The organism is Leifsonia poae (assembly GCF_050632865.1).
In the GTDB taxonomy this organism is placed as follows: Bacteria; Actinomycetota; Actinomycetes; order Actinomycetales; family Microbacteriaceae; genus Leifsonia; species Leifsonia poae_B.
In genome coordinates, this window is sequence record NZ_JBODSA010000001.1 from 798486 (window position 1) to 824535 (window position 26050).

A 26050-nucleotide genomic window follows, 5' to 3' on the forward strand; every position below is an offset into this window, starting at 1 on the left:
GTCAGTGCCAGAAGACGGCGATGACCGCGTTCAGCAGGATGAGCGCGCCGATGGTCCAAAACGGTCCCGCCGTCGGCTTGCCGCCGCGCTCGCGCGTGATGACCACGCCGAACATCCCGCCGATGGCGAGGGCGACGACGAGCTTGACCGCGAGCTTCACGTAGTCGAGCTGGATCCCGGCCGGAAACGGGATCGCCAGCAACAGCCCGGAGCCGATCATGATGCCGAGTCCGATGCGGAACAGGAGCGTCGTCGTGTAGGCGCGGCGGATCGCCTGTGCGGCCCAACCGCCGAGCAGCAGGGCGAAACCGACCAGATGGACGAGGACCAGCGCCTCGCGCAGGATCGTCACGAGACCACCTCGACAGACCCGGCATCAGTCCGCGGGCCACGCTTTGGGCGGGACACCGGAAGCAGGAAGCCCACGGCGATCAGCCACACGCCCCCGCCGAAGCGGACGACGGGGAGGAAGAACTGCAGGGGATCGAGGGCGAGCGAGAGGAACGACAGCTCGCCCAGTGCGCCGAGGACGAGCCCGATCGCCGCGAGCCAGCGCGGGAACAGCCGGAGGATGTACGCCGGAACCGCGATCCCGGCGATCAGGAGGCCGAGGCCGGTCGCGTATCCGACCCCGCCGAGCCCGAAGGCAACCCGCGCGAGTGCGGCGACGGTGCCATCGGCGCCCGGGCCGGTCGGGTAGCTGAGCGACCAGGTGATGAGCGCAGACGTCATGAGGGAGAGGGATGCGGCGATGCCGCCGTACAAGCCGATCACCGGTCCCGGCACGCGCACACCCAGGCGGAGCTGGCGGGCGTACACCGTCGCCGCCAGGATGCCGAGCGGGACGGCCGCACCGAACTGGAGCAGCGCACCGATCCGCACGGCGGCCTGATTCAGGCCGTACCAGGCCGCGACCTCCTGCGGCGCGGCGAAGGGGTCGGGAGCCGATCCGGTCCCGGCGATCAGGACGATCACGCCGGCGAGGGTGAGCGCGAGAGACACGATCGCGAGGGGGCCGGGCGGAGGACCCCCGATCGGCGTCGCCCGGGTCCGTGGTCGATGAAATCAGTCATGGCATTAATGATGCGCACTATGAATCGTTCTGTCAATCGCGCTATGATGCCATCGTGCCCGCCCGCCGACCTGCCCGTACCGGATTCCTCCTCTCCCAGCTGGGAGCGTTCGCGTCCGCCCGCTTCGCCGACCTCGTCAAACCCTCCGGACTCACTCCGGCCACGGCCGGCGTGCTCCGGATCGTCGCGCGGGAGCCGGGCCTCAGCCAACGGGCGCTCGCGACCCGGCTCGGCACGGTCCCGAGCCGCGTCGTCGTGCTCGTGGACTCTCTGGAGAGGGCCGGTCTCGTCGTCCGAACCCGCGATCCCGAGGACCGCCGGAACCACCGCCTCGACGTCACGGAGGCCGGGGAGCGCACCCTCCAGGAGGTCCGGGTCGCGGCCCAGACGCAGAACGCCGACATCCTGGCTCCCCTCGACGAGGGCGAGCGCGAGACGTTCGCGGCCCTCATCGCGAAGCTCGCGGCTGCCCACGGTCTCGACCCGGAGGTGCACGCCGGCTATTCCGACGGGCGCCCCACCGGACGGCGCTAGGCTCGATCCCGTGAAGATCGCACGTTTCAGCCACACCCGCGAGGGTTCGACGACCCCCGCCATCGACTACGGCATCGTCGACGAGGACGCCCTCGTCGTGCTCGCCGGCGACCCGATGTTCGTCGGCTTCGAGACCACCGGGGAGCGCGTCCCGCTCGGCAAAGTCGGCTCGCTGCTGGCGCCGGTCATCCCGCGGTCGAAGGTCGTCGCGGTCGGCAAGAACTACCGCGACCACGCCGCTGAGATGGGCGGGGAGGCGCCGGGCGAGCCGCTGCTGTTCCTCAAGCCCAACACCGCCGTCATCGGGCTGGGCGACGCCATCATCCAGCCGCCGCAGTCCGAGCGCGTCGACTACGAGGGCGAGCTGGCGGTCATCATCGGCAAGATCGCGCGCAACGTCACCGCCGAGGACGCGGCCGACCACATCTTCGGGTACACCGTCGCCAACGACGTCACCGCCCGCGACCTGCAGGAGAAGGACGGCCAGTGGACGCGCGCGAAGGGCTTCGACACCTTCTGCCCGCTCGGGCCCGTCATCGAGACCGAGCTGGCCTCGGATGCCGTGCTGCGCACCCGCCTGAACGGCGAGCTGAAGCAGGAGGCGCCGATCTCGGACATGGTGCACGACATCCCGTCGATCATCGCCTACGCGTCGAGCGTGTTCACGCTGCTGCCGGGCGACGTCATCCTCACCGGAACGCCGGCGGGGATCGGGCCGATGAAGCCCGGCGACACCGTCGAGGTCGAGGTGGACGGAGTGGGGTCGCTGGTCAATCCGGTGCGCGCTGCGAAGTAGGCCCTCCCGGTAAGATCGAGGACGTATGTCTGACTCGATCGCTCACCCCTTCTCCGAGGCCACCGGCGCCGATGTGCGCGTGCGCTTCTGCCCGTCGCCGACCGGGACGCCGCACGTCGGCCTCATCCGCACGGCGCTGTTCAACTGGGCGTACGCCCGGCACACCGGCGGCAAGCTGATCTTCCGCATCGAGGACACCGACGCGGCACGCGACAGCGAGGAGAGCTACCAGCTGATCCTCGAAGCGCTCCGCTGGCTGCGGCTCGACTGGGACGAGGGGATCGACGTCGGCGGTCCGGACGGCCCCTACCGGCAGTCGCAGCGCTACGGCATCTACCGCGACCTCATCGAGCGGCTGAAGGAGTCGGGCCACATCTACGAGAGCTTCGCCACGGCGGAGGAGATCGAGGCCCGCAACGTCTCGCTCGGCCGCGACCCGAAGCTCGGCTACGACAACTTCGAGCGCGACCTCACCGACGAGCAGAAGGCGGCGTACCGCGCCGAGGGCCGCGAGCCCGCGCTGCGCCTCCGGGTGCCCGACGACGACCTCAGCTTCGACGACCTGGTGCGCGGCGAGATCACCTTCAAGGCCGGCTCGTTCAGCGACTTCGTCGTCGTGCGCCCCAACGGCCACCCGCTCTACACGTTCGTGAACCCCGTGGACGACGCGCTCATGGGCATCACGCACGTGCTCCGCGGCGAGGACCTGCTCTCGTCCACCCCGCGCCAGATCGCGCTGTACCACGCGCTCATCGACGCCGGGGTGACCACCTTCGTCCCGCGCTTCGGGCACCTCCCGTACGTCATGGGCGAGGGCAACAAGAAGCTCTCCAAGCGCGACCCCGAGTCGAACCTGTTCCACCACCGGGACCGCGGCTTCATCCCCGAGGGCCTGGTGAACTACCTGGCGCTGCTCGGCTGGTCGCTGACGCACGACCGCGACGTGTTCTCGCTGTCCGAGATGGTCGCGGCGTTCGACGTGAAGGATGTGAACCCCAACCCGGCCCGGTTCGACCTCAAGAAGGCCGAGTCGATCAACGGCGACCACATCCGCCTGCTGGATGTCGCGGACTTCACCGAGCGCACCATCCCGTACCTGGCCGCGGCCGGCGTCGTCGAGGAGCCGCTGACGCCCGCTCAGCACGACGTGCTCGCGCAGGCCGCGCCGCTTGTCCAGGAGCGCGTGCAGCTGCTCGGCGAGACGCCCGGCATGCTGGGCTTCCTGTTCACGGACGCCGCATCGCTCACGATCGAGGACGACGCCCGCGCCTCGCTGCCCGACAACGCGGGCGAGGTGCTGGCCGCGTCCCTCGGCGCGCTGGAGCTCGTGCCCGAGGCCGAGTGGACGCACGACGCGATCGAGGCCGCGCTGCGCGACGCGCTCGTGGAGGGCCTGGGGCTCAAGCCGCGCGTGGCGTTCGGTCCGCTCCGCGTCGCGATCTCCGGTCGCCGGGTGTCGCCTCCGCTGTTCGAGTCGATGCAGATCCTCGGCAAGGCCGAGACCATCGCCCGCCTCGACCGGCTGTCGGCGACGCTGGGGTGACGGCGTGAGCGAGGAGTCGTATGAGGTCGTCGTCGTCGGCGGGGGACCGGCCGGACTGTCGGCCGCACTGAACCTCGCGCGGGCGCGGCGGCGGGTGCTCGTCGTGGACGGCAACCGTCCCCGCCACGCGGCGACCCTGCGGGCGCACGGCTTCGTCACCCGCGACGGCATCTCGCCGCTCGAGCTGCGCCGCCTCGGCCGCGAGGAGGTCGACGCCTACGACACCGCCTCGGTCGTCTTCGCCCAGGTCGGCGCCGTGGAGCTCGAGGGCGACGGCTTCCGCGTCACCGGCCGCGGAGTGCGCGGCGGCGCCGATGTGGACGCCCGGGCCGACGCGGTGGTCATCGCGACCGGCGTGTCGGAGACGATGCCCGCCATCCCGAGCCTCCGCGCCTATTACGGCACCCAGCTGCACAGCTGCGTCGAGTGCGACGGCTACGAGACGGCCGGCCAGCCGCTGGCCCTGATCGGCGAGACGTCGGATCTCGCCGAGCGCGCCCTGCTGCTGACCCAGTGGACGGACGACCTCATCGTCTTCACGAACGCCGCCGACGTCGTCGACGCTGAGGAGGAGCGGATGCTCGCCCAGCTCGGCGTGGCGATCGAGCGCCGCCCGATCGACGACGTCGTGGGGGAGAAGGGTGTGCTGACCGGCGTCCGCCTGGCGGACGGCACCGTGATCGAGCGGGCGCGCGGTTTCCTCCGCCCGGTGTGGTCGCCCCAGCTCGCGTTCGCGGACGCGCTGGACCTGGACCGCGACTCCGACGGCTACCTGGTGACGGACGCACAGGGCCGCACCTCCGTTCCCGGCGTCTACGCCGCGGGCGAGACGACGGCGCCCGGACCGCAGCAGCTGATCGTCGCCGCCGGCTCCGGCGCGGTGGTCGCGGCGGCCGTCAACCGCGACCTCATCGGACTGTCGCTGGACGGCGCCGCCGTTTTGTAGTCCGGCCCGCGCGTAGGCTAGAGTTGGTTCTCGTGCCCGGGCCGCGGTTCGGAGCAGTGGGGTATGGTGTAATTGGCAACACGGCTGATTCTGGTTCAGTTGTTCTTGGTTCGAGTCCAGGTACCCCAGCAGTGAATAGCCCCGCCGTTCTGTTGAAAAACAGCTGGCCGGGGCTTTTTTGCTGCCCGCGTCTCAGAATGCGGTGACCAATCCGCCGAGGAACAAGAGCAGCACGAAGACGTCGAAGAAGACGAAGCCGATCGACGTGACGGCGATCCCCAGCACGACGAGCACGAGCTGGAATACCCGGAACCACGTCGAGGTCGAGTCCAGTGCAAGGTCGCCCGCGAACGAGCGGAGCATGAGGCCGGAGCACACGAAGGGCGCCACCATCGCCAGCCCGAGGACGGCGTAGAAGGTGAATGCCGAAAGCTCAGGGGTCGCGAGCCCGACAGCCCACACCGCCACGGAGGCTGGAACCACGGCGGCGGCGACGAATAGTTGCACGTGCCCCGCCCACCAGACCCGGCGCGCGAACCGCGGCATCCCCGCCGGGGGACGGCGCCGATACCAACGGACCCGTCCGGTTCGGACACTCGTCGTGCCGGGCGTTAGCGCGTCCGTCACCGTCGGAGCCACCCGAGCACCGAGAGTCCCGCGTTGGAGAACCGCACCCAATACAGAATCGCGAGTAGTCCGCAGACCGGCAGACCGATGGCGAGCGGGAGTGTCCGCAAGGCGGCCGGCAGGAATGTGTACGCGGCGAGGGAGCCTGCCAGCACGTAGATGAACGCGGCGACCAGGATCACCCCGATCGTGAGGTCGCGTCGTTGCGACACCTCGTCCTCCGTCTGTGCCGCGATGCGCATCAGGAGGTCGACGATTCGTCGGCGGAACACGATCATCGCGGTCGCGACGAGGACGATCCACCCGATGGAGAACAGTATGGGCATCGGGCCTCCTCCAATAGGGCTCGATGCGACGCTAGCGGAGGACATCGACGGCGGGGGCTTCGTCGCACCCCCAAACCAGGTGGGTGGGAAGCGTCCCCCTCATTGGGGTAGACGTATTCCGTGCCCGATGGTCTTGACTGAGCGGGATGCTCGCGCTCTCAGAAGCGAGCCCTTCTCGAAAGTGAGCCGCCGTTGCGTGATCGCGCCGCCTCCGTCCCCGTCGTCGAACGATCCGGAACGGCGCATCCCCGTCGGCGCACCGTCGCTGCGCTGACCGCCGCCGCACTCGCCGCCACCGGGCTCGCCGCCCTCGGCGCGGTGCCCGCGTCCGCGAATCCCGGCAACGGCGTCTGGCTGGGTGCGTTCTCGAGCACAGTCGGCACCGTCACCGATGTCGCGGTCGACTCCTACACCGCGCACGCGTTCGCGGGTCTCGCCGGTCAGGTGAAGATCGTGGACGAGTTCTCGGGTGACGTGATCGGGTCCGTGCCGCTCTCCGGCGCCACCGCTCCGCTCCTCGGTGTCGACGCGACGCGGGCGCTGGTCTGGGCGCTCGACGCGGGGCAGCACAAGCTCTATCGGATCGACGAGCGCACCAACACGGTCACCGGCACGGCGACGGTCGCAGGCGACGTCCGCGATCTGACCGTGGACCATAGCAGCGCGACGGTATTCGTGGCGACCGGGGCCGACGGGACCCTGGTGCCCGTCAACGAGACGACGCTCGCCGTCGGCACCCCCATCACGGTCGGCGGGACGCTGACGCGCGTCGAGGTCGACAGCCAGGCCGGGACCCTCTACGCGCTCGACGCGGTCGGGCAGAAGGTGGCCGTCGTCGACGAGGCGTCGTCCACCGTCTCCGGCACCGTGAACCTCCCGGCGGCCCCGTCCGCTCTGACCGTGGACCCGGCACACCACAACGCCTACGTCGGCTTCGCATCGCTCTCCACGCTGTCCGTCGTCCACGGTCCGGATCACACGGCGGCGTCCCCGGTGACGTTGCCCTCGTCCTTCGGCGCTGGGGTGCAGGCCCTGGGCGTGGACCCGACCACCCAGACGGTGATCGCGCTCAACAACGCGCAGATCGCCCAGGTCGACACGGTCACCGGCACGGCCACCACCGCCACCAACCCCATCCCGACGGCCACCGCGCCCCACGTCGGGGTCGACGTCTTCACGAACACCGTCGCATTCGGCGCGGGCGCCAGCGTCTACGGGTACTGGGAGCCGGTCTCCTTCCTGGGCAGCGTGTCCGGCGTCGTCCCGGCAGGAACGTCCTACTCGAAGGAGATCGCGGCGTGGTCCTGGTCGGGCGAGGCGCTGACCTTCTCCGTCACCAAGGGGACGCTGCCCACCGGCCTGACCATTGCGGGCGACACCATCGTCGGCACGGCCACGACGCCGGGCGACTACACGTTCGATCTGACGGCGACGGACACGTACAAGGACTCGGTCACGCAGACCTACACGCTCCGCGTCGTGACCGTCAGCCGCACCTCCGGCAGCGACCGCTTCGACACCTCGGTCGCCGTCTCGAAGGCTGCGTATCCCGACGCCTCCGCCGTCGGCACCGTGTATGTCGCGAACGGCATCTCCTTCCCGGACGCGCTCTCGGGCGGTCCGGCGGCCGCGCAGGACTCGGGCCCGCTGCTGCTCACGGCGCCCACCTACCTGCCGGCGTCCGTCTCCGCGGAGATCACCCGCCTGCACCCGGCGCACATCGTGGTCGTGGGCGGCCCTGCGGTCGTCGGCTCTGCGGTGTTCAACGCGCTGAAGGGGCTCTCCCCGGACGTGCAGCGTGTGTACGGCAGCGACCGGTTCGGCACGTCGCAGGCGGTCATCAAGCACTCCTTCAAGACGGCGCCGATCGTGTACGTCTCGACGGGGCTGAATTTCCCCGACTCGCTGAGCGCCGGTGGCGCCGCGGGCAGTCTGCACGCTCCGCTCCTCCTGGTGAACGGCAACACCACCTCGGTGGATGCGCCGACCGCCGCACTGCTGCAGTCGCTCGGGACGAGCAAGATCGTGATCATTGGCGGTTCGGCCGTGATGTCGCCATCGCTCGTCGCCGACTTCGCGAAGTACGGGACAGTCGTGCACCTGGCGGGCTCCGACCGGTTCGACTCGTCGCAGCAGGTCGTCGAGACGGCGTTCATCACGAGCAGCCGGGTCATCCTGGCGAACGGGCTCAACTTCCCGGACGCGCTGGGCGCCTCGGCCTGGTCAGGGAAGACAGCGTCGCCGCTGTTCATCACCCTCCCGAACTGCGTCCCACAGCGCACGCTGGACGACACGTACTTCCTCGGCGCGACGAAGATCTCGCTGGTCGGCGGCGCGACGGTCCTGCACGGGAGCGTCGCGGCGCTGGAGAGCTGCGCCGACGTCTTCTCGGTGATCGCTCCCGCCTACCCGGCGTCCGCGCCGGTGACGGGTAAGAAGGTCACGGCCTTCGGCAGCGGTGCAGCGGAGTCCGGCCAGCCGGTCGGCCCGCTCCTTCGGGTGAACCAGGGAACGGAGCGCCCGACCGGTCGCTGACCGCAGGGACGCGCCGGTGCGGGATCACCCCGCCGGCGCGTCCTCCGCGGCCTCCTCCGCCTCCTCGCCGTGCTGGACGATGTCGCCGTCCTGGAACAGGATCCCCTTCGCGGTCTCCCGCCACTGCGGCTTCGCCCGAAGCAGGAACTCCAGCTCCATGCTGAAGTGCTTGTACTCCTCGGCGAGGGAGTCGAGCATGATCGCCTGCGCGACCTCGTCCTTCTCGACGGCGATGCGCTGCTCGTACCAGCCGATCGCCTCCGCCTCCTCGGACAGGCTCGCGCACATGCGGGCGAACGTCCGCGTCTCCTCGCCGAGTTCGTTCGGCGGCTCGTGATACTGGTCGGTGGACACCGGCTCTCCCTTCGTAGGACTCCATCCAATGGCGGTCGTGCGCATCTCTCAAGTGCCTCGGGTCGCCGTCCTGCCGATCAGGAGCGAGAGAGCGCCGACCACGAGATCGAGTGCCGCGCAGATCGCCCATACGGCCGCGTATCCGGCGAACGAGGTCGTCGTCTGCGTGCCGCCCTCGGTCGTGTACGTCATGAGGAGACTGGACATCACGAGCGCGAACACCGCTCCGGCGATCGCACCCGCGGAGATCCGGGCGGTGCTGTAGAGCGCGGACGCGATACCGACCGAGTCCGCGGGCGCACGCGCGACGATGATGGCGGGCAGCGTGGATACGACGAGCCCGTTGCCGAGGCCGCGGACCACCCACGCGGCGTAGAACACGGCGAGCGAGTGCGGGACGAGGATCAGCGCCACGAAACTCAGCGAACCGAGCACAGCGCCCAGCGCGACCGTCGCCTGCGGCCCGATGCGGGCGGAGAGCCGGAAGCCGTTCGTCGCGGAGACGAAGGCGGCCCCGGCCTGCGCGAGAACGAACGTGCCGGCCAGAGCCGGGCTGATCCCGAGACCGAAACCCAGCACGGCCGGGTCGTTCAGCAGGTACACCGACGACGCCGTCTGACTCCCGTAGAGCTGCGCACCGAAGAGGAACGCCACCAGGATGGGCAGCCGGATCCCTGCCCGCCTGAGCATGGCCAGGTCGACGAGTGGATCGACGGCGCGCTTCTCGACGAGTGCCCACGCTGTGAGCAGGACGCCCCCGACGGCGATGACGCACCAGGTCGCGGCAGTGCTCCATCCCCAGGTCGAGGCGTTCGAGACGCCGCCCAGCACGGCCGCGAGGCCCACGCTGAGCAGGGTGGCGCCGAGCAGGTCCACCCGGCCACGCGCACGGACGCTGGACTCCGGCACGAGGAACCACACCATGGGCGCGCACAACATCATGAAGGCCGCCGGAATCCACAGCGCGGGGCGCAGAGCCCCGAAGGCGCCATATGCGAGACCCGACCCGAGGCCGCCGAGAGCAGCGCCGACGGTGAGCGCGCCGACGAGCTTCCCGATCGAGCGGCTGGAGGACATCTGGTCCCGGTTCCGGACGATGGCGAATTCGAGGGGGAGCGAGGCCAGCAACAACGCCTGCAGGGCATGGCCCAGCAACAGCACGCCGAAACCGGGCGCGAGCGCTACGAGGATCGAACCGAGAGCGCTGGACGCGGCCACGGTCGTCAGCATCCGCTTGTGGCCGAAGCGGTCGCCGAGCCTTCCGATCAGGGGGACGCAGACGACGGCGGCCAGCAGATAGCCCGTCGAGACCCAGTTCAGCTGCGCCGGCGTGACATGGAACTCGGTCCCGATCGCAGCGAGCAGCGGGGGATACCACCCCTGGATCAAGCCGCTTCCGAACTCCATCACCACGAGCAGGCCGACGGCCCGTCTGCGCGCGGGGACGACAGCGGGCTCCGTGGTGTCGCCCGGCGAGGTCGGTGTCGTCATCGAGGGTCCTCCCGTCTGCGGCAGACGGTTCGTTCATCCCAAGCCCCGGGCGTCATGCTGGCACAGACCGCGCGCCTGGGGGATACCCACCCGATGACCAGGGTCTACCCGCGCCGACCGCGACGCGGGAGGATACCGCCATGACGGACAGCGACGGAGCCGGCATCGTCGGCGTCAACACCATCGGCATCCCGGTCGCGGACCAGGACCGCGCGCTCGCGTTCTACCGCGACGTGCTGGGCTTCCGTGTCCTGGTGGATGCGCCCCTCCCGCAGACGGGCGGGCGCTGGATCATGCTCGCGCCGCCCGGCTCCCCGGTGTCGGTCTCGCTCGTCAGCGCGACGGACAGCGCTCCGGCGGGGGTGGAGACGGGGATCCGGTTCGAAACGCTCGACGCCGAGCGGACGCACGCGACCCTCAGGGAGCGGAGAGTGGATGTGGGGGAGCTGCTGCGATGGACCGGTGTTCCGCCGATGTTCGCCGCGTCCGACCCCGACGGCAACCGCTTCGAGGTGGTCGAGCGGCCGACACGCTGACGGAATCGGTCGCCGTGCCGCTAGGTGAGCCCAAGGGGGTGGTCGCCGATGAGCGCATTGATGGAGGGACTGCAGCGGGAGGAGCGCCGACGCCGGCGGGTCGCGCTGTTCGTGGTGCTGAGCTGCGTCGCCGGTCTCGGAGTGTGGCTGACGGCTCCGTTCGGGATCGTGCTGATCACCTGGGGCGAGGCCGCAGGCTGGCTGCTCGTGGCGGCCGGAGCCGTGCTCCTGGCGCTGACCGTCCTCGGGATCCTCGCGGCGCGACGCTCCCACCGGGCCCCGCAGAGCCTCCCGGGCAAGCCGAATCCGCGTTTCGACGAGCCGGAGCCGTCGCCGGACCCGCGCGGCGGATTCAGTATGTCGGGCTCCTACCTGGGTTCGCATTAACAAATCGAAACAGCCGGGAACCCGCTCGATAGGGTGACGGCATGGCTGCGCGTGTGATCGTCATCGGTGCGGGCGTGGTCGGCGCCGCGACCGCCTGGTCGCTGGCCCGCGAGGACGCGTCCGTCGTTCTCCTCGAGGCGTTCGAGCGCGGGCACGACCGCGGCTCGTCGCACGGCGGGTCGCGCATCTTCCGGCACGGCTACACCGAGCAGGACTACGTGGAGCTGTCCGTGCGGGCGCTCCAAGGGTGGACGCACCTCGAGCGGGTCAGCGGGCGTCGCTTGCTCGACCCGACCGGCGCTCTCGATCACGGCGACCTCGCCGCGCTGACGGCGATCGCCGAAGCGCAGGATGCGGCCGAGCTCCCGTACGAGTGGCTGACCGCGGACGAGGCGACGTCGCGCTGGCCGGGGCTGCGGTTCGAGCAGCACGTGCTGTTCAGCCCGGGCGGTGGACGCCTTCGAGCGGCGGACGCGATCGAGGCGCTGCTCGACGCGGCGGCCGCCGCCGGAGCGGACCTGCGGTTCGGCGCGCGTGTGACGGACATCGCCGAGACGGGCGACGGAGTGACGGTGACGGCCTCCGACGGCGTCCACACCGCCGATGCCGTCGTCGTCGCTGCGGGGTCGTGGACGCCCGAGCTGTTGCGTCCGTTCCTGGACGCGCGCGGCGTGGAGCTTCCGACGGTCCGGGTCACCGAGGAGCAGCCGGCGCACTTCCCGCTGGTGGCCGGCCCCGCGGACAGCGAGGCGGCCTGGCCGAGCTTCGTGCACCACCCCACCGAAGACGGTGTGACCGGCGCTTACGGCCTGCTGACACCGGGGGAGGGCGTGAAGGTCGGCTTCCACGGTGTCGGGCCCCAGGTGGACCCGGACCACCGCGACCGCACCATCGACCCGGACCGGCTGGCCGGCCTGCAGCGCTACGTCGCGGACTGGGTGCCGGGCGTCGACTCCACGCGCCCGGAGGGCATCAGCTGCCTCTACGACAGCACGCCGCAGGAGGAGTTCGTGCTCGACCGCGTCGGCCCGGTCGTGATCGCGACCGGGTTCTCCGGGCACGGCTTCAAGTTCGGGCCGGCGCTCGGCGACGTGCTCGCGCGCCTCGCGCTCCATGGCGAGCCCGCGGCGGAGCGGTTCCGGTTGGCGGTCGCGTCACCCGACGCCTGAGCCCCGGGTCAGCGGCGCGCCGGGTCGAGGTTGACGCCGATCCCGTACTTCAGCTCGGGATTGGAGCCGGTCTGCACCATCCACGGGTTCAGCCACAGCAGCTGCGTCTCGGTGATGCCGAAGCGGTGAGTCACCGCCGTGATCGTGTCGTACGGGTTCGGGACGTAGGTGGTGAGCACGCCGTCCTCCATCAGGGCCTTGCCGCGGGCGAACGGGATGAGGCCGGAGTCCTTCACCGTGAGCCCCGGGTACGGGGAGGGCACGGTCCAACTGAGGGATGCGGCGGCGAACACCCGGCCGTCGCCCGGCAGGCTCTCCTCGACCGAGTGCAGCCAGCTGGGGTCGCCGAGGGCGGGGAACTGGCCTCCGATCGGCAGCACCAGCTCTCCGTTCGGCTCCGTGCGGTCCAGGGATGATACGAGCCCGAACTGGAGGTTGCTCTGGATGCTCTCCGGCTGTCCGTCGTGGCGCGTTCCCGTGATGAACAGGCTGAGCCCCGTCAGGTCGGCGGTTGCCGGGTCGTCCGGCGTGATCCGGACCTGGATCGTGCCCTCATCGTCTACCGTCACCCGCACAGCGCCGGTCAGCGGGTGGTCAGCATGAGGGTCGTCGACCGGGTCGTGCTCGATCGGAACGAGGCGCCCGGTGGCGATGGTCTGACCGCGGAGCTGCAGCTGCGGGTACGACGCGGCGGCGGGCTCGGCGTCGGGTGAGTCGACGGCCGTCGGCGTCGGCGACGGATGCGGCGGTGGCGCGAGCAGCGCGCATCCCGACGTCAACCCCACCGCACCGACCACGACCAAGGCCGCGGCGACGCGGACCACCCCCAATGGATCATGGGGCGACCCTATCAGGGCTCATTCCACGACGACGGGCACCCAGTAGCCGGCGCAGGAGGCGCTGCCGGTGTCGTCGCACTCGTCATACGGACTGCCCTCGACGCTCAGCACGGCCTCGCCGCGGGGAAAGTCCGGGGGGACCACCAGTTCGGTCTCGAAGCGGCCGTCCCGGGCGACCGCGACGTGCAGCGGCGGCGTGTGCACATCCCGATGCTGGAGTACGACGACGTAGAGCCGGTCCCGCGCGTATCCGAGGTCGCAGGCGGCCGGACCGCTCGACAGCGCTACCGTCTGCCCGGGATGCACCACGGCAGGACGTGCGTGCAGCGGTGCGGGCAGGCACATCGCCGCCGGCCGGATGATGCCGGCCGACTGAGCCGCCGCGGCCAGACCGACGGCGCCGGCGGCGACGACGAGCGTCAGCGCGGTCGCTGCCGCGACCACCCACGCGCGCCGCCTCATGTCGACATCCTGGCCGACCGCCGGCCCTCCGCGCGACCGATCAGACCTGCGCGCCCAGCTTGAAGCCCTGCGCCTCGTCGCCCTTGCGGGTGTAGGAGAAGCCGTCGGCGCCAATGGTGACCTCCATTTCGGAGTCGTCGGTGCGGCTGGTGAGCGGCTGCGGGTTGCCGTCGAGGTCGAGCACGAGCGAGGCCTCGGTGTACCAGGAGGGGACGACCGGGTTGCCCCACCAGTCGCGGCGCTGGTTGTCGTGCACGTCCCAGGTGACGACGGGGTTGTCCGGGTCGCCGGTGTAGTAGTCCTGCGTGTAGATCTCGACGCGGTGGCCGTCGGGGTCGCGCAGGTAGAGGTAGAAGGCGTTGGAGACGCCGTGGCGGCCGGGGCCGCGTTCGATGCAGTCGCTGCGGCGGAGGGCGCCGAGCTTGTCGCAGATCGCGATGATGTTGTGCTTCTCGTGGGTGGCGAAGGCGACGTGGTGCATCCGCGGGCCGTCGCCTCCGGTCATCGCGGTGTCGTGCACGGTCGGCTTGCGGCGCATCCACGCGGCGTAGGTGGTGCCGGCCTCGTCCTGGATGTCCTCGGTGACGCGGAATCCGAGGTCTTCCATGTAGGCGACGGCGAGCGGGACGTCCGGGGTCACCTGGTTGAAGTGGTCGATGCGGACCAGGGCGCCGGGCGTGTACAGGTCGTAGCGCCAGGCCAGACGCTCGACGTGCTCCACCTCGTAGAAGAACTCGTACGGGAAGCCGAGCGGGTCCTCGACGCGCACCGAGTCCCCGACGCCCTTCGTGAAGCCCTCGGCGCGACGCTCCACACGGCAGCCGAGCTCGGTGTAGAACTCGACCGCGCGGTCCAGGTCCTCCGGCGTGCGCACCCGATACGCGAACGCGGCGACGGCGGCGACCGGGCCCTTGCGCAGCACGAGGTTGTGGTGGATGAACTCCTCGAACGAGCGCAGGTAGACGGTGTTCTCGTCCTCCTCGGTGACGACGAGATCGAGCACGTCGACGTAGAACTCGCGGCTTGCGGCCAGGTCGGTGACGACCAGCTCCATGTAGGCGCAGCGCACCACGTCCGGCGGGGTGGCCTTCGGGGTGGGGATGCGGTCGGTCGGTGCCGGGATCGGGTCGCCGGCGGTCACGATGGGCTCGGGGGAGCCGGGGGTGATGGTCATGGTGGTGCTCTCTCTGCGCTGAGGGTGGATCGGTCGGAAAGTGGGGGTCAGGCGTCGCCGGCGTCCTCGGCGGCCTCCTCGGCCTCCTCCGGCTGGTGCACGGCGGCGCCGAATCGGGCGGTGTGGACGGGGCCCAGCGTGATGTGGACCGCCTGCTGGTCGGTGTAGAAGTCGATCGAGCGGTAGCCGCCCTCATGTCCCAGACCCGAGGCCTTCACACCGCCGAACGGCGTGCGGAGGTCGCGGACGTTGTGGGAGTTCAGCCACACCATCCCGGCCTCGACGTTCTGCGCGAACGTGTGCGCGCGCTCCAGGTCGCTGGTCCAGATGTAGGCGGCGAGCCCGTACTTGACGCCGTTGGCGAGCTCCAGCGCCTCCTCGTCGCTGTCGAACGGGGTGATCGCGACGACCGGGCCGAAGATCTCCTCCTGGAAGATCCGGGCGTCCGCGGGCACGTCGGCGAACACGGTCGGCGCGACGTAGTTGCCGGTCTCCAGCCCCTCGGGGCGGCCGCCGCCGGCGAGCAGCCGGCCCTCCTGCTTGCCCAGCTCGACGTAGGACATGACCTTCTCGTAGTGCTCCGGGTGCACGAGCGCCCCGACCTCGGTCTTCGGATCGTGCGGGTCGCCGACGACGATGTTCTTCGCCCGCTCCGCGTACCGCGACAAGAACTCCTCGTAGATCGGCCGCTCGACCAGGATCCGCGACCCGGCCGTGCACCGCTCGCCGTTCAGCGAGAACACGCCGAACAGGGTCGAGTCGATCGCGGCCTCCAGGTCGGCATCCGCGAACACCACGGCGGGCGACTTGCCGCCCAACTCCATCGACAGACCCTTCAGGAACGGCGCGGCGTTCCCGAAGATGATCTGCCCGGTGCGACTCTCACCGGTGAACGAGATCAACGGCACATCCGGATGCTTCACCAACGCGTCCCCGGCCTCCTCGCCGAGACCGTTGACCAGGTTGAACACGCCGTCCGGCACACCCGCCTCACGGAAGATCGTCGCCCACAGCGACGCCGACAGCGGCGTGAACTCAGCCGGCTTCAGCACGACCGTGTTGCCGGTCGCCAGCGCGGGAGCCAGCTTCCAGCTCTCCAGCATGAACGGCGTGTTCCAGGGGGTGATGAGCCCCGCGACGCCGATCGGCTTGCGGTTGACGTAGTTCAGCTGGCTGCCCGGCACCTTGTAGGCGTCGTCGGCCTGCGCCACGATCAGGTCTGCGAAGAAGCGGAAGTTCTCCGCCGCGCGCTGCGCCTGCCCGAGCGCCTGTGTGATCGGCAGCCCGGTGTCGAAGGTCTCCAGCTCGGCGAGCCGCGCATCCTGCGCCTCGACGGCATCGGCGATCCGGTTCAGCACGCGGGCCCGCTCGCGGGGCTTCATCCGCGGCCACGGACCGGTCTTGAACGCGCGGGTGGCGGCGCCGACCGCGAGGTCGATGTCCTCCTTCTGCCCTGCGGCGGCCTGCACGTAGGTGTCGTTCGACACCGGGTCCAGCACGTCGAACGTCTTGCCCGAGACGCTGTCGACGAACTCGCCGTCGATGAAGTGCTGGATCTTCGCCGGCAGATTCTCCGGGACATGGTGGGTGGACACTGCGTGCTGCGCCATGCGCGGCCTCCGTTCCGATCGGTGGGTCAGTGCTGCTTGTGCTCGTTCTGGTACGCGTGCAGCGAGTCCAGGGTGGCCAGGCGGTGGTTCCTGGCGGCGAGCTCGATGTCCAGCGGCGGAGCCCCGGACTCGATGAGGGTGAGGATGTGCTCGTGCTCGTCGACCGACTCGCGGGCGCGGCCGGGCACGAAGCTGAAGGTGGAGTCCCGCAGCACGGTCAGCCGGTTCCACCCGCGGTGCACCAGGTCGAGGATGTGCGGGTTGGGGCACTCCTCGAACAGCACCGCGTGGAACTCCTGGTTGAGCTGCGTGAACCGGTGGGGGATGAAGTCGTCGAGGCAGGCGATCATCTCGCGGTTGATCGCGCGCGCCCGCTCCAGGTGCTCGGGGGTGAGGAACGGCGCCGACTGCTGGGTCGCCGCGCCCTCCACGAGTGCCAGCGTCTCCATCGTGTAGGTGTACTCGGCCTCCTTCAGCAGGGCGACCTGTGCGCCGACGTTCTTCTCGAACGTCACCAAGCCCTCGGCCTCCAGCCGGCGGATGGCCTCGCGCACGGGAACGACGCTGATGTCGAGCTCGCCCGCGATCTGCCCGAGCACGAGCCGGAAGCCCGACACGTAGCGACCATCGTCGATGCGCGCCCGGATGAAGTCGTAGGCCAGCTGCGACTTGCTCGGCGCGACCGCCTTCACTGCTGCGTCCGCCATGCGCGGTACCGTTCCTTCCACTCGGCGTTCATCGGGAACAGCCCGTCGACCGGGTGGCCGGCGGCCACCTGCTCGGCGATGTACTCCTCTTCGCGCTCCTGCTCGATCGCCGCGTCCACGACCTCCTCGACCAGCGCGGGCGGGATGACGAGCAGCCCGCCCGCATCGCCCACGATCACATCGCCCGGCTGCACAGTCGCGCCGCCGCAGGCGATCGTCGTGTCGGTGTCCCACGGCACGTGCTTGCGGCCGAGCACCGCCGGGTGCGGGCCGTTGTGGTACGTCGGGATGTCGAGCGCGGCCACCACGGCGAGGTCGCGGACGCCGCCGTCGGTCACGATCCCGGCGGCGCCGTTGACCTGCGCGCGCAGGGCGAGCACGTCGCCGACGGTGCCGCTGCCCCGCTCGCCGCGTGCCTCGATGACCAGCACCTCACCCGGACCGACGCCGTCGAAGGCGCGCTTCTGCGCGTTGTAGCCGCCGCCGTGCGAGTCGAAGATGTCTTCCCGGTTCGGGACGTAGCGGAGCGTCCGCGCGGTGCCGACGACCTTCGTGTCGGGGCGCGTGGCGGTGAGGCCGTCGATGCTGACGTTGTTCAGGCCGCGCTTGCGCAGCTGGGAGCTGAGGGTCGCGGTGGCGACGGAGGCGAGCTTGGCGCGGAGATCGTCCGAGAGCGACCATGCCGGCGTCTCGGGGGTGCCGTACGCCTCCGCGCGCTGGTGATCGTCGACGCTGGGCTTCGTCCCGAAGTCGCCGAACGGGACGCTGCCCGCGGTGATGCGGGTGACCAGACGGCCGGTGCTCGGCGCGCCCGGCGCGGTCGGCGCATCCACCTCGACCTCGACGGTGTCGCCGGGTTCGGTCACGGACGAGCCGGCCGGGGTCCCCGTCAGGATGACGTCGCCCGCCTCGAGCGTCATGAGCTGCGAGAGGTCGGCGACCAGACGGCCGAAGGGGAAGAGGAGGTCGTCGGTGGTGCCCTCCTGGACCAGCTCCCCGTTCAGCCAGCTGCGCACGCGCAGGGCGGCGGGATCGAGGCCGGCGGCGTCGAGGACGGACGGCCCGAGCGGGGTGAACCCGTCGCCGCCCTTCGAGCGGACGTTGGAGCCCTTGTCCGCAGCACGCAGGTCGTAGAGCCCGAAGTCGTTGGCGGCGGTGACGCCGGAGACCGCCGCCCAGCCCTCCTCCGGAGAGACGCGGCGGGTCGGGCGGCCGATGATGAGCGCGATCTCGCCCTCGAAGGCGAGCAGTTCGGTCCCGGCGGGTCGCTCGAGCTCGCCGCCGGTCGCGGCGATCGACGAGGAGGGCTTGAAGAAGTACGACGGCTGGGCCGGGGTGCGGCCGCGCTGCGCGGCCCGGGACCGGTAGTTCAGGTGCACCGCGATGATCTTGCCGGGGCGGCTGATGTCGGTCACGTGCGTGGTGCTCCTCGTCGTCGGGGAAGGTCCGGGAGGACTGTATTCAGGATTGTATACGATCTGTGGAGGTGCGGCAATGCAGTCAATACGCCGCCGGCGCGCGGCCGTCGGAGGAGTCGCCGATGAAGCGGTCCGCCAGCGCCTCGGAGGCGCGCGCCAGCAGCGTCACGTCGGAGCCCACCAGCACGTACGCCGCGCCCGCCGCGGCGTACCGGTCCGCCATCGCCGGGTCGAACGCGTTCACGCCGACCGGCGTTCCGGCCGCGCGTCCCGCGTCGATCACGCGCTCGACGGCGGCGACGACGTCCGGATGGTTCTGCTGCCCGAGCCGGCCCATCGACGCGGCGAGGTCGGCGGGGCCGACGAGCAGCGCATCCACACCCTCGACCGCCGCGATGCCGGCGGCCGCGTCCAGTCCCTCGACCGTCTCGATCTGCACCGTGAGCGACACCAGTTCGCTCGCGCGGGCCAGGTAGTCCGGGATGCGGCTCCAGCGCGACGAGCGCGCCAGGGCGCTGCCCACGCCGCGGACGCCCTGCGGCGGGTAGCGCACCGCACGGACCATCGCCTCCGCCTGCTCCGCGCTGTCGACCATCGGCACCAGGATGTTCTGCGCACCCAGGTCGAGCAGCTGCTTGATCACGACGGTGTCGCCGTAGGGCGCGCGGACCACCGGCACGGTCGGGTAGGCGGCGACCGCCTGCAGCTGGGCGAGGATCGACTCCAGGCCGATGGGGGAGTGCTCGCCGTCGATGAGGACGATGTCGAGCCCGCTGCCCGCGCAGATCTCGGCGGCGAGCGCGCTGCCGCCGCAGGACCACATCCCGAACAGCGTCCGGTCCGCCGCGCGCAGCCGGTCGGCGAAGGTGGGCGTCGGGTCTAGACGAATCGGCATGTGACGGCTCCCAGGGTTCCGTAGTCGGCGTGGACGGTGTCGCCGCGCTCCACCCACATCGGGCGGGTGAACGATCCGGCGAGGACGATGTCGCCCGCCTCGAGCCGCGTCCCGTGCTGCGCCAGCTTGTTCGCCAGCCACGCGACGCCGTTCGCGGGGTGGTCGAGCACGGCGGCGGCGACGCCCGACTCCTCGATCGTCTCGTTGCGGTACAAGAGGGCGCTCACCCAGCGCAGGTCGACCGCGTCCGCCGCCACCGGGCGGCCGCCGACGACCATGCCGCCCATGGCCGCGTTGTCCGAGATGGTGTCGACGATGGTGCGGCCCTGCAACTCGATGCGGGACGACAGGATCTCGAGCGCGGGGACGACGTACTTCGTCGCGTCCAGAACGTCGTAGAGGGTCACATCCGGGCCCTCCAGCGGCTCGCGCAGCACGAACGCGAGTTCGACCTCGATGCGGACGTTCGAGAACTGGTCGAACGGGATGACGGACCCGGTCTCGTAGACCATGTCGGCGAAGATGGCGCCGTAGTCGGGCTCCGTGATGCCGGTCGCCTGCTGCATGACCTTCGACGTGAGCCCGATCTTGCGGCCTACCAGCCGACGCCCGTCGGCAAGCCCGCGCTCGACCCACACGCGCTGGACGGCGTAGGAGTCCTCGACGGTCATCTCCGGATGCCGGGCGGTCAGCAGCGGCACCGTGCTGCGGTCGCGTTCCGCCGCGGCGAGCTCATCCGCGATCGCCTGGATGGTCGGGCTGTCGAGCACGCGGGCTCCCTTCGACGTCGGAGGAGGGGCGGGAGGCCCCGCGATGGATCGTATATCATCCGGCGGCGGTTGCCTATTGCGGCCATGCGGCAGTCACCGCCCCCGCCGCGCCTCCGCCCACCAGTACAGCGCCGCGTACGCCAGCAGCGACACCGCCAACCCACTCACGAACAGCGGCGCCGACGGCCGCGACCACAGCAGCTCGCCGCCGCGCAGCGCGAGGCGCCAGCAGCATCAGCGCCAGCGCGAGCAGCTGCGCCTGGAAGATCTGCCGGAACGCGCTCCATCGGGCGTCGCCGAGCATCCAGACGTTCACCATCCCGGGCAGCGTCAGGATCGCGCCGCACACCCGCGCGGTCAGCGGTGTCAGCGGCCACGCCCACACCGCGATGCCGACCTGCGGCGCCACGAACAGCACCAGGCCGGTCACGAGCGAACCGATCCCGATGAGGGTCAGCAGGATGCGGACCCACCCCGGAAGCAGCACCTCCCGCGGCGACGGGGACCGGTCGTCCTCCCCGCGGTTCAGGATCATCGCCACGAGGATGAGGAAAGGCGTCGTCACGTACAGCGTCACCCAGACGTTGAACGACAGGAAGCCGAAGTGGAAGCGGTCCCAGTGCAGGAACGTCGCCACGGCGAGCAGCGTCGCGAACAGCAGCACCGCGGGGAACCCGTGGCGCACCGACCGCCAGGTGTTCGGCCGGACGACGTGCACGAAGAACACGATCCCGCCGGCGTACGCGCTGCCGAGCAGCATCGCGGTGATCGGCGGCAGGATGGTCCAGGCGAACAGCGCGTCGGTGGTGTCGGCGAGGGGATACAGCAGCACGAACGCCGCCACCAGGAACGGGATGATGATCGCGCCCACCACGCGCGTGTAGGGGTGGATGCGGTCGCTCACGTGTGCCCCTGCGCCTCGGCCACGGCGTCCTCGACGGCGAGGCCGCGTCCCTCGGCCACCGCGGCGTCGAACGCGTCGCGGTCGGCGCCGGCCGCCAGCATCCGGTCGACGAACAGCTGGTGGAACGAGAACGCCGGCGCGTTGTGCAGGCCCGTGCGCTCCCGCAGGGTGCGTACCGCGCCGAGCAGGCGCCCCGTGCGCCGCACGTCGCCCGCGAGCGCGGCGACGGCGACCATGCCCTCCAACCCGTAGGCGACGCCTTCCACGTGCCCGAGCCGGACGGACAGTGCCAGGCACCCGGCGAAGTCGGAGGTCGCGCCGGCCGGGTCGCCGAGCAGCAGGCGCGCCCACCCGCGGTGGTGCTGCGCGATCGTCACGCCGAGCTCGTCGCCGTTGTCGCGCGCCAGGGTCAGGCTCTCCTCGAACTGGGCGAGGGCCGCATCCACCTGCTGCCGGAGCAACGCGACGCGGCCCAGCATGACGTGCGCCATCGCCTGGCCCCAGCGGTCGCCGCCGTCGCGGAACAGGCCGAGGCTCGTCTCCATCGCGCCGTCGGCCGCGGCGGGGTCCGGTTCGGCCGACGCCAGCATCGCCAGGGCCACCGAGATGAGCGCGAGCGCTTCGCCGTCGGAGTCGTCGGCGCCGTGGAACAGCTCGGCGCTCTCCTTCAACTTCTCGACGACCGTGCCCTCGTGGTCCTGCCAGAACGCGATCGCCTGCGTGAAGTAGAGGGCGATGGCGCGCGTCCGGTCGTCCAGGGGTCCCCGCTAGCGAGCGGACGCTCCATCCAGCCGCGCACTTCGCCGAGAAGGCCGGTGACCCACCAGTAGACGTACAGGCTCCAGGCCAGGTGGGCGGCGCGCTCCCAGTCGCGTTCGTCGAGCAGGTGCCGGACCGCGGCCCGCAGGTTGCCCGTGTCCTCGGCCAGCCGCATCACCCAGGCGTGCTGGCCGGCGCCCTCCAGCTCGGGGTCGGCCCGGTCGCCGAGCGCGAGGTAGTAGGCCGCGTGCGCGTCGCGGGTCCGTGCGAGCGCGCCCTCCTGCTCCAGCTGTTCGAGCGCGTACTCCCGGACCGTCGCGAGCAGCGAGAAGCGAGGCGTGTCCACGTCGTCGTGCTGGCGGACGAGGCTGTTGTCGACCAGGTTCGCCAGGCACGAGAGCGTGTCGGCGTCGTCCGCTCCGGAGCCGGCGGTGGCCGCGACGACGGACTCCGCCGCCTCCAGGCTGAACCCGCCCTCGAACACGCCGAGCCGGGACAGGGCCACCCGCACGGGCGGATCGAGAAGCTGCACGCTCCAGTCGATGGTCGCCCGCAGCGTCCGCTGCCGCTCGGGGAGGTCGCGGGCGCCCCCGACCAGCAGGGGCAGCCGGCGGTCGAGGCGACGCGCCAGCTCGGCGGGCGGGAGGACGCGGATGCGCGCGGCGGCCAGCTCCAAGGCGAGGGGGACGCGGTCGAGCGCCGCGCAGATCCGCTCGACGTCGGCGGCGTTCGACGCGGTGACCTCGAAATCGGGACGCACGGCGTGGGCGCGCTCCACGAACAGCGCGACCGCGTCTCCGTCGGGAAGCGGGCCGAGGTCGTAACCACGCTCGCCTCCCACCCGGAGGAGCGACCGGCTCGTGACGAGGGCGGCGACCCCGGGAGCGGCGGCGAGGAGCGCCGTGACGGCGGGCGCCGCGGCGAGCGCCTGCTCGAAGTTGTCCAGCACGAGCAGCAGGCGTCGGTCGCGGAGCGCGGTGGTCACCTTGTCGTCGAGGGGTGCATCACCGGTGTCGCGCACCCCGAGCGCGCGGGCGAGCGCGACCGTGAGGCCCGCGCTGTCGTGCACGGGCGCGAGGTCGACGAAGACCGACCCGTCCGGGAAGTGCTCGGCCATGCCCGCCGCCGTCGCGATGGCGAGACGGCTCTTGCCGATGCCGCCCGGGCCGAGGATGGTGACCAGCCGCGCGCCCTCGTCGAGCATCCTGCGCACGGCGGCGATGTCGTCCTCGCGACCGACGAGGCGGGTCAGCGGCACGGGGAGGGAGGTCGCCGGTGCGGGCGCGGGGGCGGGAGCGGCGGCCGCGATCGTGGGAGACGCGGCCGCGGCCCGGCTGAGCTCGAACCGCTCGGCGAGCAGCACCGCGAGGTCCGCCTCCAGCAGCGCCTCCAGCTCCCCGGCCGACTCGAAGTACTTGAACGACGCATGGTCGTCGTTCCGGATGCGCGCCAGCAGCTCCGTCAGCCGCTCCTCGCGGGCCGGGGCCGGGTCCTTGATGTAGATGAGCCGGGGGAGGTCGGGCGGGCAGAGGTTGTACTCGTCCTCCAGCCCCGACACCTCCTCGTCCGGCGCGACCCAGCCGTAGCGCTCCCAGTACAGCCCGACGAAGACGTCGCTCTGCTCCAGATAGGCCCGGTACAGGTCCCGCGGTGGATGCGGGCGGGCGCCCAGCTCGAACATCACCGGAGCGAGATGCAGGCGCTCGATGGCGGAGCGCGCCGCGCGGCGTTCGGCGGCGAGCTCCTTGAGGGTCGAGCTGACGAAGATCCGCAGGCGCTGGTCGGGTGTCCGGATCACGGGTGGCCCCGGAGTCATGCCCGCATTGTGGGCCACGCGCCCGGCGCTGCACCAGGGGGCGGATGCCGGCGATGCGCCCCGGAGAGGGGCTGACGTCGGCGGCAGGCCGACCGGGAGACTGGACGGACGACCCGCGAGAGAGGTGGACGATGACCGCAGTGCCCGGCTGGTATGCCGATCCGAGCGGCCCGGGGACGGTGCGGTACTGGGATGGCGCCGCCTGGACGCAGCACGTCCAGCCCGTCCCGGTCGCTCCGGTGCCCACCTATCCGCCGCAGAGTTACCCGTACTACGCGCCGGCCGTTCCGGTGAAGAACAGCAAGGCGACCAGCGCACTCGTCTGGAGCCTCGTCAGCCTGGTCATCAACCCGTTCGCCCTCCCGTCCATCCTGGCGATCGTCTTCGGCGTGCAAGGCCGACGGATGGCAGAGCAGCTGGAGGGGGCGGGGCAGCCGAACGCCGGACGCGGACGCGCGACCTCGGGGCTCGTCATCGGGATCGTCGGCGCGGCCCTCTTCGTCGTCTGGATGTTCCTCTACTTCACCCGCAACTGACGGCCGTCGGTCTCCTGGGCCTGCTCGGGACGCAGCTCGTCGCGCAACGTCCGGAGCGCCGCGGCCGTCGCCGACCCGGGCTCGGCGTGATAGATCACGAGCAGCTGGCCGCCCGAGTCGCCGATCGGCAGCTTCTCGCGGCTGAGCTCCAGCATCCCGAGCCGGGGATGGTCGAGCCGCGCGGCGCCGCCGCCCAGCCCGCGGACGTCGTGGCGCGCCCACAGCCGGCGGAAGTGCTCGCTGCGTAGCGAGAGCTCGCCGACCAGCTGCGCGATGCGCGGGTCGGCCACGTCGCTGCCGATGGACGCGCGGAACGACGCGATGAGGCCGGCGGTCGCCTGCTCCCAGTCCGGATAGAGCGCTCGCTCGGCGTCGTCGAGGAACAGCGATCGGAGGCGGTTGCTCCCAGGGGCGATGGCGGGGGAGAGAGCGGTCGCGAGCGGGTTCGCGGCGAGGACGTCGAACATCCGGTCCTCGACGAAGGCGGGAAGGTCCAGCGAGTCGAGCAGCTGGAGGATCCCCTTCGGCACCGTGCGGCGGACGGCGCGGCGGGCCGCGGCCGGCTTCGGCTCGGCCAGGCTCAGCAGGTAGGCGGTGGCGTCGGGGTCGAGGTCGAAGACGCGGGCCAGGGCGGTGAGCACCTGCGCGGACGGGTGCCGGTCCCGGCCCTGCTCCAGCCGGAGGTAGTAGTCGGCGCTGATCCCGGCCAGCGTCGCGACCTCCTCGCGGCGGAGACCCGGGGTGCGGCGCACGCCGGTGACCCGGAGCCCGACCGCGGCAGGATCGACCAGCTCACGCCGGGCGCGGAGGTATTCGCCGAGGGAGTTGGGATCGGAGCGGGTGGGCACCAGGCGAGTCTAGAAGTGTCCACAGGTCGCAGCCAGGTCCTCTCATCCCCAGGATCGCGGCGGCACTGCCTGATCGCTTGACGGACGCGCAGAGTGGAGGCATGACCGATTCCGAACAGACCCTCTCCACCCTCCCCGGCGGCACCTACCGCGTGGGAGACCTCGACCTCACCCGCGTCGGCTACGGCGCCATGCAGCTCGCCGGCCCGGGCGTCTTCCGGGCCGCCCGCCGACCGCGACGAGGCCATCGCCGTGCTGCGCGCGGTCGTGGAAGCGGGCATCACCCACATCGACACCGCCGAGTTCTACGGACCTCACGTCACCAACGAGCTGATCCGTGAAGCGCTCGCGCCTTATCCGGAGCAGGTGCACATCGTCACGAAGGTCGGAGCGGAACGCGACGCCGACGGCGGCTGGCCCCATGCGCGCTCGCCGCAGCAGCTGCGCGACCAGGTGCACCAGAACCTCCGCTCGCTGGGGTTGGACGCGCTCGACGTCGTGAACCTCCGGGTGGGCGGCTTCGACCGCCCGGAGCCGGGGTCGCTCGCCGAGCAGTTCGGCGCGCTGGCCGATCTGCAGCGCCAGGGGCTCATTCGGCACCTCGGGCTGAGCACGGTGTCCGCAGACCAGCTCGCCGAGGCGCAGACGATCGCTCCGGTCGTCACGGTGCAGAACTTCTACAACATCGCGAACCGGCACGACGACGCCCTGATCGAGCAGACCGCCCGGGAGGGCATCGCGTACGTGCCGTACTTCCCGCTCGGCGGCTTCAGCCCGCTGCAGTCCGGCGAGCTCGCCGCGGTCGCCGCCCGGCTCGAGACGACGCCGTTGGCCGTCGCGCTCGCCTGGCTGCTGCAGCGGTCGCCCAACCTGCTGCTCATCCCGGGCACGTCCTCCGTGGCGCACCTGCGCGACAACATCGCCGCTGCGGCGCTCGAACTGCCGGCGGATGCGCTGCGGGAACTGAACGCGATCGGCTGACGAACGGGATGCGG

General features: G+C 71.2%; 27 protein-coding genes, 1 tRNA gene and 1 pseudogene. 11 read left to right on the plus strand and 18 right to left on the minus strand.

Annotated elements, in window-relative coordinates; translation table 11 throughout:
* Position 1: 1 nt before the first annotated feature.
* Both ACRAWB_RS04000 and ACRAWB_RS04005 read right to left on the minus strand, forming a co-directional pair.
* Positions 2–352 (minus strand): Fe-S protein, encoded by a 351-nt coding sequence (locus tag ACRAWB_RS04000; RefSeq protein ID WP_431352158.1) that lies wholly within the window; start codon positions 350–352, stop codon positions 2–4.
* A complete protein-coding gene (locus tag ACRAWB_RS04005; RefSeq protein ID WP_431352159.1) occupies positions 349–1002 on the minus strand; it encodes a hypothetical protein in 654 nt (217 codons plus the stop codon). Before ACRAWB_RS04005 ends, ACRAWB_RS04000 begins: the two co-directional genes overlap by 4 nt.
* 125 nt (positions 1003–1127) lie before the next feature.
* Between ACRAWB_RS04005 and ACRAWB_RS04010 the strand changes: the two genes are divergently transcribed.
* The 5 genes from ACRAWB_RS04010 to ACRAWB_RS04030 all read left to right on the plus strand — a co-directional run bounded on the left by ACRAWB_RS04010 (position 1128) and on the right by ACRAWB_RS04030 (position 5021).
* Positions 1128–1607, plus strand: a complete 480-nt coding sequence (locus ACRAWB_RS04010; protein WP_431352160.1) for a MarR family winged helix-turn-helix transcriptional regulator — start codon at positions 1128–1130, stop codon at positions 1605–1607.
* Between the two features lie 10 nt (positions 1608–1617).
* Positions 1618–2403: a fumarylacetoacetate hydrolase family protein gene (locus ACRAWB_RS04015; RefSeq protein WP_431352161.1), complete on the plus strand. Its 786-nt coding sequence runs from the start codon at positions 1618–1620 to the stop codon at positions 2401–2403.
* Between the two features lie 25 nt (positions 2404–2428).
* Positions 2429–3946 (plus strand): glutamate--tRNA ligase, encoded by a 1518-nt coding sequence (gene gltX, locus ACRAWB_RS04020; protein WP_431352162.1) that lies wholly within the window; start codon positions 2429–2431, stop codon positions 3944–3946.
* A 4-nt stretch (positions 3947–3950) separates the two neighbouring features.
* Positions 3951–4892: an NAD(P)/FAD-dependent oxidoreductase gene (locus tag ACRAWB_RS04025; protein WP_431352163.1), complete on the plus strand. Its 942-nt coding sequence runs from the start codon at positions 3951–3953 to the stop codon at positions 4890–4892.
* 57 nt (positions 4893–4949) lie between these two features.
* Positions 4950–5021, plus strand: a tRNA-Gln gene (locus ACRAWB_RS04030).
* Between the two features lie 63 nt (positions 5022–5084).
* Here the strand turns inward: ACRAWB_RS04030 and ACRAWB_RS04035 are convergent.
* Positions 5085–5438: a hypothetical protein gene (locus tag ACRAWB_RS04035; protein WP_431352164.1), complete on the minus strand. Its 354-nt coding sequence runs from the start codon at positions 5436–5438 to the stop codon at positions 5085–5087.
* Between the two features lie 77 nt (positions 5439–5515).
* Entirely contained in the window at positions 5516–5845 is a 330-nt protein-coding gene (locus ACRAWB_RS04040) for a hypothetical protein (RefSeq protein ID WP_431352165.1), read from the minus strand.
* 192 nt (positions 5846–6037) lie between these two features.
* On the opposite strand from ACRAWB_RS04040, the gene ACRAWB_RS04045 reads away from it, so the two are divergent.
* A complete protein-coding gene (locus tag ACRAWB_RS04045; protein WP_431352166.1) occupies positions 6038–8380 on the plus strand; it encodes a cell wall-binding repeat-containing protein in 2343 nt (780 codons plus the stop codon).
* Between the two features lie 24 nt (positions 8381–8404).
* Here ACRAWB_RS04045 and ACRAWB_RS04050 read toward each other — a convergent pair whose 3' ends face one another.
* Positions 8405–8734 carry a hypothetical protein gene (locus tag ACRAWB_RS04050; RefSeq protein ID WP_431352167.1) on the minus strand — a complete coding sequence of 110 codons (330 nt, stop codon included), beginning with the start codon at positions 8732–8734 and terminating at the stop codon, positions 8405–8407.
* Between the two features lie 48 nt (positions 8735–8782).
* Entirely contained in the window at positions 8783–10225 is a 1443-nt protein-coding gene (locus tag ACRAWB_RS04055) for an MFS transporter (protein WP_431352168.1), read from the minus strand.
* A gap of 140 nt (positions 10226–10365) precedes the next feature.
* On the opposite strand from ACRAWB_RS04055, the gene ACRAWB_RS04060 reads away from it, so the two are divergent.
* From ACRAWB_RS04060 to ACRAWB_RS04070, 3 genes are read left to right on the plus strand one after another with little or no spacing between them, the layout of a single operon-like run.
* The gene (locus ACRAWB_RS04060) at positions 10366–10761 is read left to right on the plus strand and encodes a VOC family protein (RefSeq protein WP_431352169.1); all 396 of its coding nucleotides are present in this window, start codon (positions 10366–10368) and stop codon (positions 10759–10761) included.
* A 48-nt stretch (positions 10762–10809) separates the two neighbouring features.
* Positions 10810–11148: a hypothetical protein gene (locus ACRAWB_RS04065; RefSeq protein ID WP_431352170.1), complete on the plus strand. Its 339-nt coding sequence runs from the start codon at positions 10810–10812 to the stop codon at positions 11146–11148.
* Positions 11149–11189: 41 nt separating this feature from the next.
* Positions 11190–12317: an FAD-dependent oxidoreductase gene (locus ACRAWB_RS04070; protein WP_431352171.1), complete on the plus strand. Its 1128-nt coding sequence runs from the start codon at positions 11190–11192 to the stop codon at positions 12315–12317.
* Between the two features lie 8 nt (positions 12318–12325).
* On the opposite strand, the gene ACRAWB_RS04075 is transcribed toward ACRAWB_RS04070, so the two are convergent.
* From ACRAWB_RS04075 to ACRAWB_RS04125, 11 genes are all read right to left on the minus strand, one after another.
* Positions 12326–13141: a hypothetical protein gene (locus tag ACRAWB_RS04075; protein ID WP_431352172.1), complete on the minus strand. Its 816-nt coding sequence runs from the start codon at positions 13139–13141 to the stop codon at positions 12326–12328.
* Positions 13142–13174: 33 nt separating this feature from the next.
* On the minus strand, positions 13175–13618 hold the full coding sequence (locus ACRAWB_RS04080; protein ID WP_431352173.1) for a hypothetical protein: 444 nt from the start codon (positions 13616–13618) through the stop codon (positions 13175–13177).
* Between the two features lie 40 nt (positions 13619–13658).
* Complete coding sequence (hpaD, locus tag ACRAWB_RS04085) at positions 13659–14792, minus strand: 3,4-dihydroxyphenylacetate 2,3-dioxygenase (RefSeq protein WP_431352174.1); 1134 nt, start codon at positions 14790–14792, stop codon at positions 13659–13661.
* Between the two features lie 47 nt (positions 14793–14839).
* Entirely contained in the window at positions 14840–16402 is a 1563-nt protein-coding gene (gene hpaE / locus ACRAWB_RS04090) for a 5-carboxymethyl-2-hydroxymuconate semialdehyde dehydrogenase (protein ID WP_431352175.1), read from the minus strand.
* A 26-nt stretch (positions 16403–16428) separates the two neighbouring features.
* The gene (locus ACRAWB_RS04095; protein ID WP_431352176.1) at positions 16429–17109 is read right to left on the minus strand and encodes a GntR family transcriptional regulator; all 681 of its coding nucleotides are present in this window, start codon (positions 17107–17109) and stop codon (positions 16429–16431) included.
* Complete coding sequence (locus ACRAWB_RS04100) at positions 17091–18524, minus strand: fumarylacetoacetate hydrolase family protein (protein WP_431352177.1); 1434 nt, start codon at positions 18522–18524, stop codon at positions 17091–17093. The genes ACRAWB_RS04095 and ACRAWB_RS04100 overlap by 19 nt, the downstream gene beginning before the upstream one ends.
* 85 nt (positions 18525–18609) lie before the next feature.
* A complete protein-coding gene (locus tag ACRAWB_RS04105; protein WP_431352178.1) occupies positions 18610–19422 on the minus strand; it encodes an HpcH/HpaI aldolase family protein in 813 nt (270 codons plus the stop codon).
* Entirely contained in the window at positions 19407–20192 is a 786-nt protein-coding gene (gene hpaH / locus ACRAWB_RS04110; protein WP_431352179.1) for a 2-oxo-hept-4-ene-1,7-dioate hydratase, read from the minus strand. Before hpaH ends, ACRAWB_RS04105 begins: the two co-directional genes overlap by 16 nt.
* A gap of 73 nt (positions 20193–20265) precedes the next feature.
* Complete coding sequence (locus ACRAWB_RS04115; protein ID WP_431352180.1) at positions 20266–21096, minus strand: hypothetical protein; 831 nt, start codon at positions 21094–21096, stop codon at positions 20266–20268.
* Entirely contained in the window at positions 21093–21767 is a 675-nt protein-coding gene (locus tag ACRAWB_RS04120) for a hypothetical protein (RefSeq protein ID WP_431352181.1), read from the minus strand. The genes ACRAWB_RS04115 and ACRAWB_RS04120 overlap by 4 nt, the downstream gene beginning before the upstream one ends.
* Positions 21764–23671, minus strand: a complete 1908-nt coding sequence (locus ACRAWB_RS04125) for a DUF4062 domain-containing protein (protein WP_431352182.1) — start codon at positions 23669–23671, stop codon at positions 21764–21766. The genes ACRAWB_RS04120 and ACRAWB_RS04125 overlap by 4 nt, the downstream gene beginning before the upstream one ends.
* Positions 23672–23802: 131 nt before the next feature.
* Between ACRAWB_RS04125 and ACRAWB_RS04130 the strand changes: the two genes are divergently transcribed.
* The gene (locus tag ACRAWB_RS04130; RefSeq protein WP_431352183.1) at positions 23803–24207 is read left to right on the plus strand and encodes a DUF2510 domain-containing protein; all 405 of its coding nucleotides are present in this window, start codon (positions 23803–23805) and stop codon (positions 24205–24207) included.
* Here ACRAWB_RS04130 and ACRAWB_RS04135 read toward each other — a convergent pair.
* Entirely contained in the window at positions 24189–25055 is an 867-nt protein-coding gene (locus ACRAWB_RS04135) for a helix-turn-helix domain-containing protein (RefSeq protein ID WP_431352184.1), read from the minus strand. The two genes, ACRAWB_RS04130 and ACRAWB_RS04135, sit on opposite strands and share 19 nt — an antisense overlap.
* A gap of 101 nt (positions 25056–25156) precedes the next feature.
* Between ACRAWB_RS04135 and ACRAWB_RS04140 the strand changes: the two are divergent.
* A pseudogene (locus tag ACRAWB_RS04140) lies at positions 25157–26036 on the plus strand (oxidoreductase).
* The last annotated feature ends 14 nt before the right edge of the window (positions 26037–26050 follow it).

Excerpts from the sequence above, each read along its gene's own strand:
- gltX (WP_431352162.1), top strand. The coding sequence starts at position 2,429 with ATGTCTGACTCGATCGCTCACCCCTTCTCCGAGGCCACCGGCGCCGAT.
- ACRAWB_RS04035 (WP_431352164.1), bottom strand. The coding sequence starts at position 5,438 with ATGCCGCGGTTCGCGCGCCGGGTCTGGTGGGCGGGGCACGTGCAACTA.
- ACRAWB_RS04040 (WP_431352165.1), bottom strand. The coding sequence starts at position 5,845 with ATGCCCATACTGTTCTCCATCGGGTGGATCGTCCTCGTCGCGACCGCG.
- ACRAWB_RS04055 (WP_431352168.1), bottom strand. The coding sequence starts at position 10,225 with ATGACGACACCGACCTCGCCGGGCGACACCACGGAGCCCGCTGTCGTC.
- ACRAWB_RS04060 (WP_431352169.1), top strand. The coding sequence starts at position 10,366 with ATGACGGACAGCGACGGAGCCGGCATCGTCGGCGTCAACACCATCGGC.
- ACRAWB_RS04065 (WP_431352170.1), top strand. The coding sequence starts at position 10,810 with ATGAGCGCATTGATGGAGGGACTGCAGCGGGAGGAGCGCCGACGCCGG.
- ACRAWB_RS04070 (WP_431352171.1), top strand. The coding sequence starts at position 11,190 with ATGGCTGCGCGTGTGATCGTCATCGGTGCGGGCGTGGTCGGCGCCGCG.
- ACRAWB_RS04080 (WP_431352173.1), bottom strand. The coding sequence starts at position 13,618 with ATGAGGCGGCGCGCGTGGGTGGTCGCGGCAGCGACCGCGCTGACGCTC.
- hpaD (WP_431352174.1), bottom strand. The coding sequence starts at position 14,792 with ATGACCATCACCCCCGGCTCCCCCGAGCCCATCGTGACCGCCGGCGAC.
- hpaE (WP_431352175.1), bottom strand. The coding sequence starts at position 16,402 with ATGGCGCAGCACGCAGTGTCCACCCACCATGTCCCGGAGAATCTGCCG.
- ACRAWB_RS04095 (WP_431352176.1), bottom strand. The coding sequence starts at position 17,109 with ATGGCGGACGCAGCAGTGAAGGCGGTCGCGCCGAGCAAGTCGCAGCTG.
- ACRAWB_RS04105 (WP_431352178.1), bottom strand. The coding sequence starts at position 19,422 with ATGCCGATTCGTCTAGACCCGACGCCCACCTTCGCCGACCGGCTGCGC.
- ACRAWB_RS04125 (WP_431352182.1), bottom strand. The coding sequence starts at position 23,671 with ATGACTCCGGGGCCACCCGTGATCCGGACACCCGACCAGCGCCTGCGG.
- ACRAWB_RS04130 (WP_431352183.1), top strand. The coding sequence starts at position 23,803 with ATGACCGCAGTGCCCGGCTGGTATGCCGATCCGAGCGGCCCGGGGACG.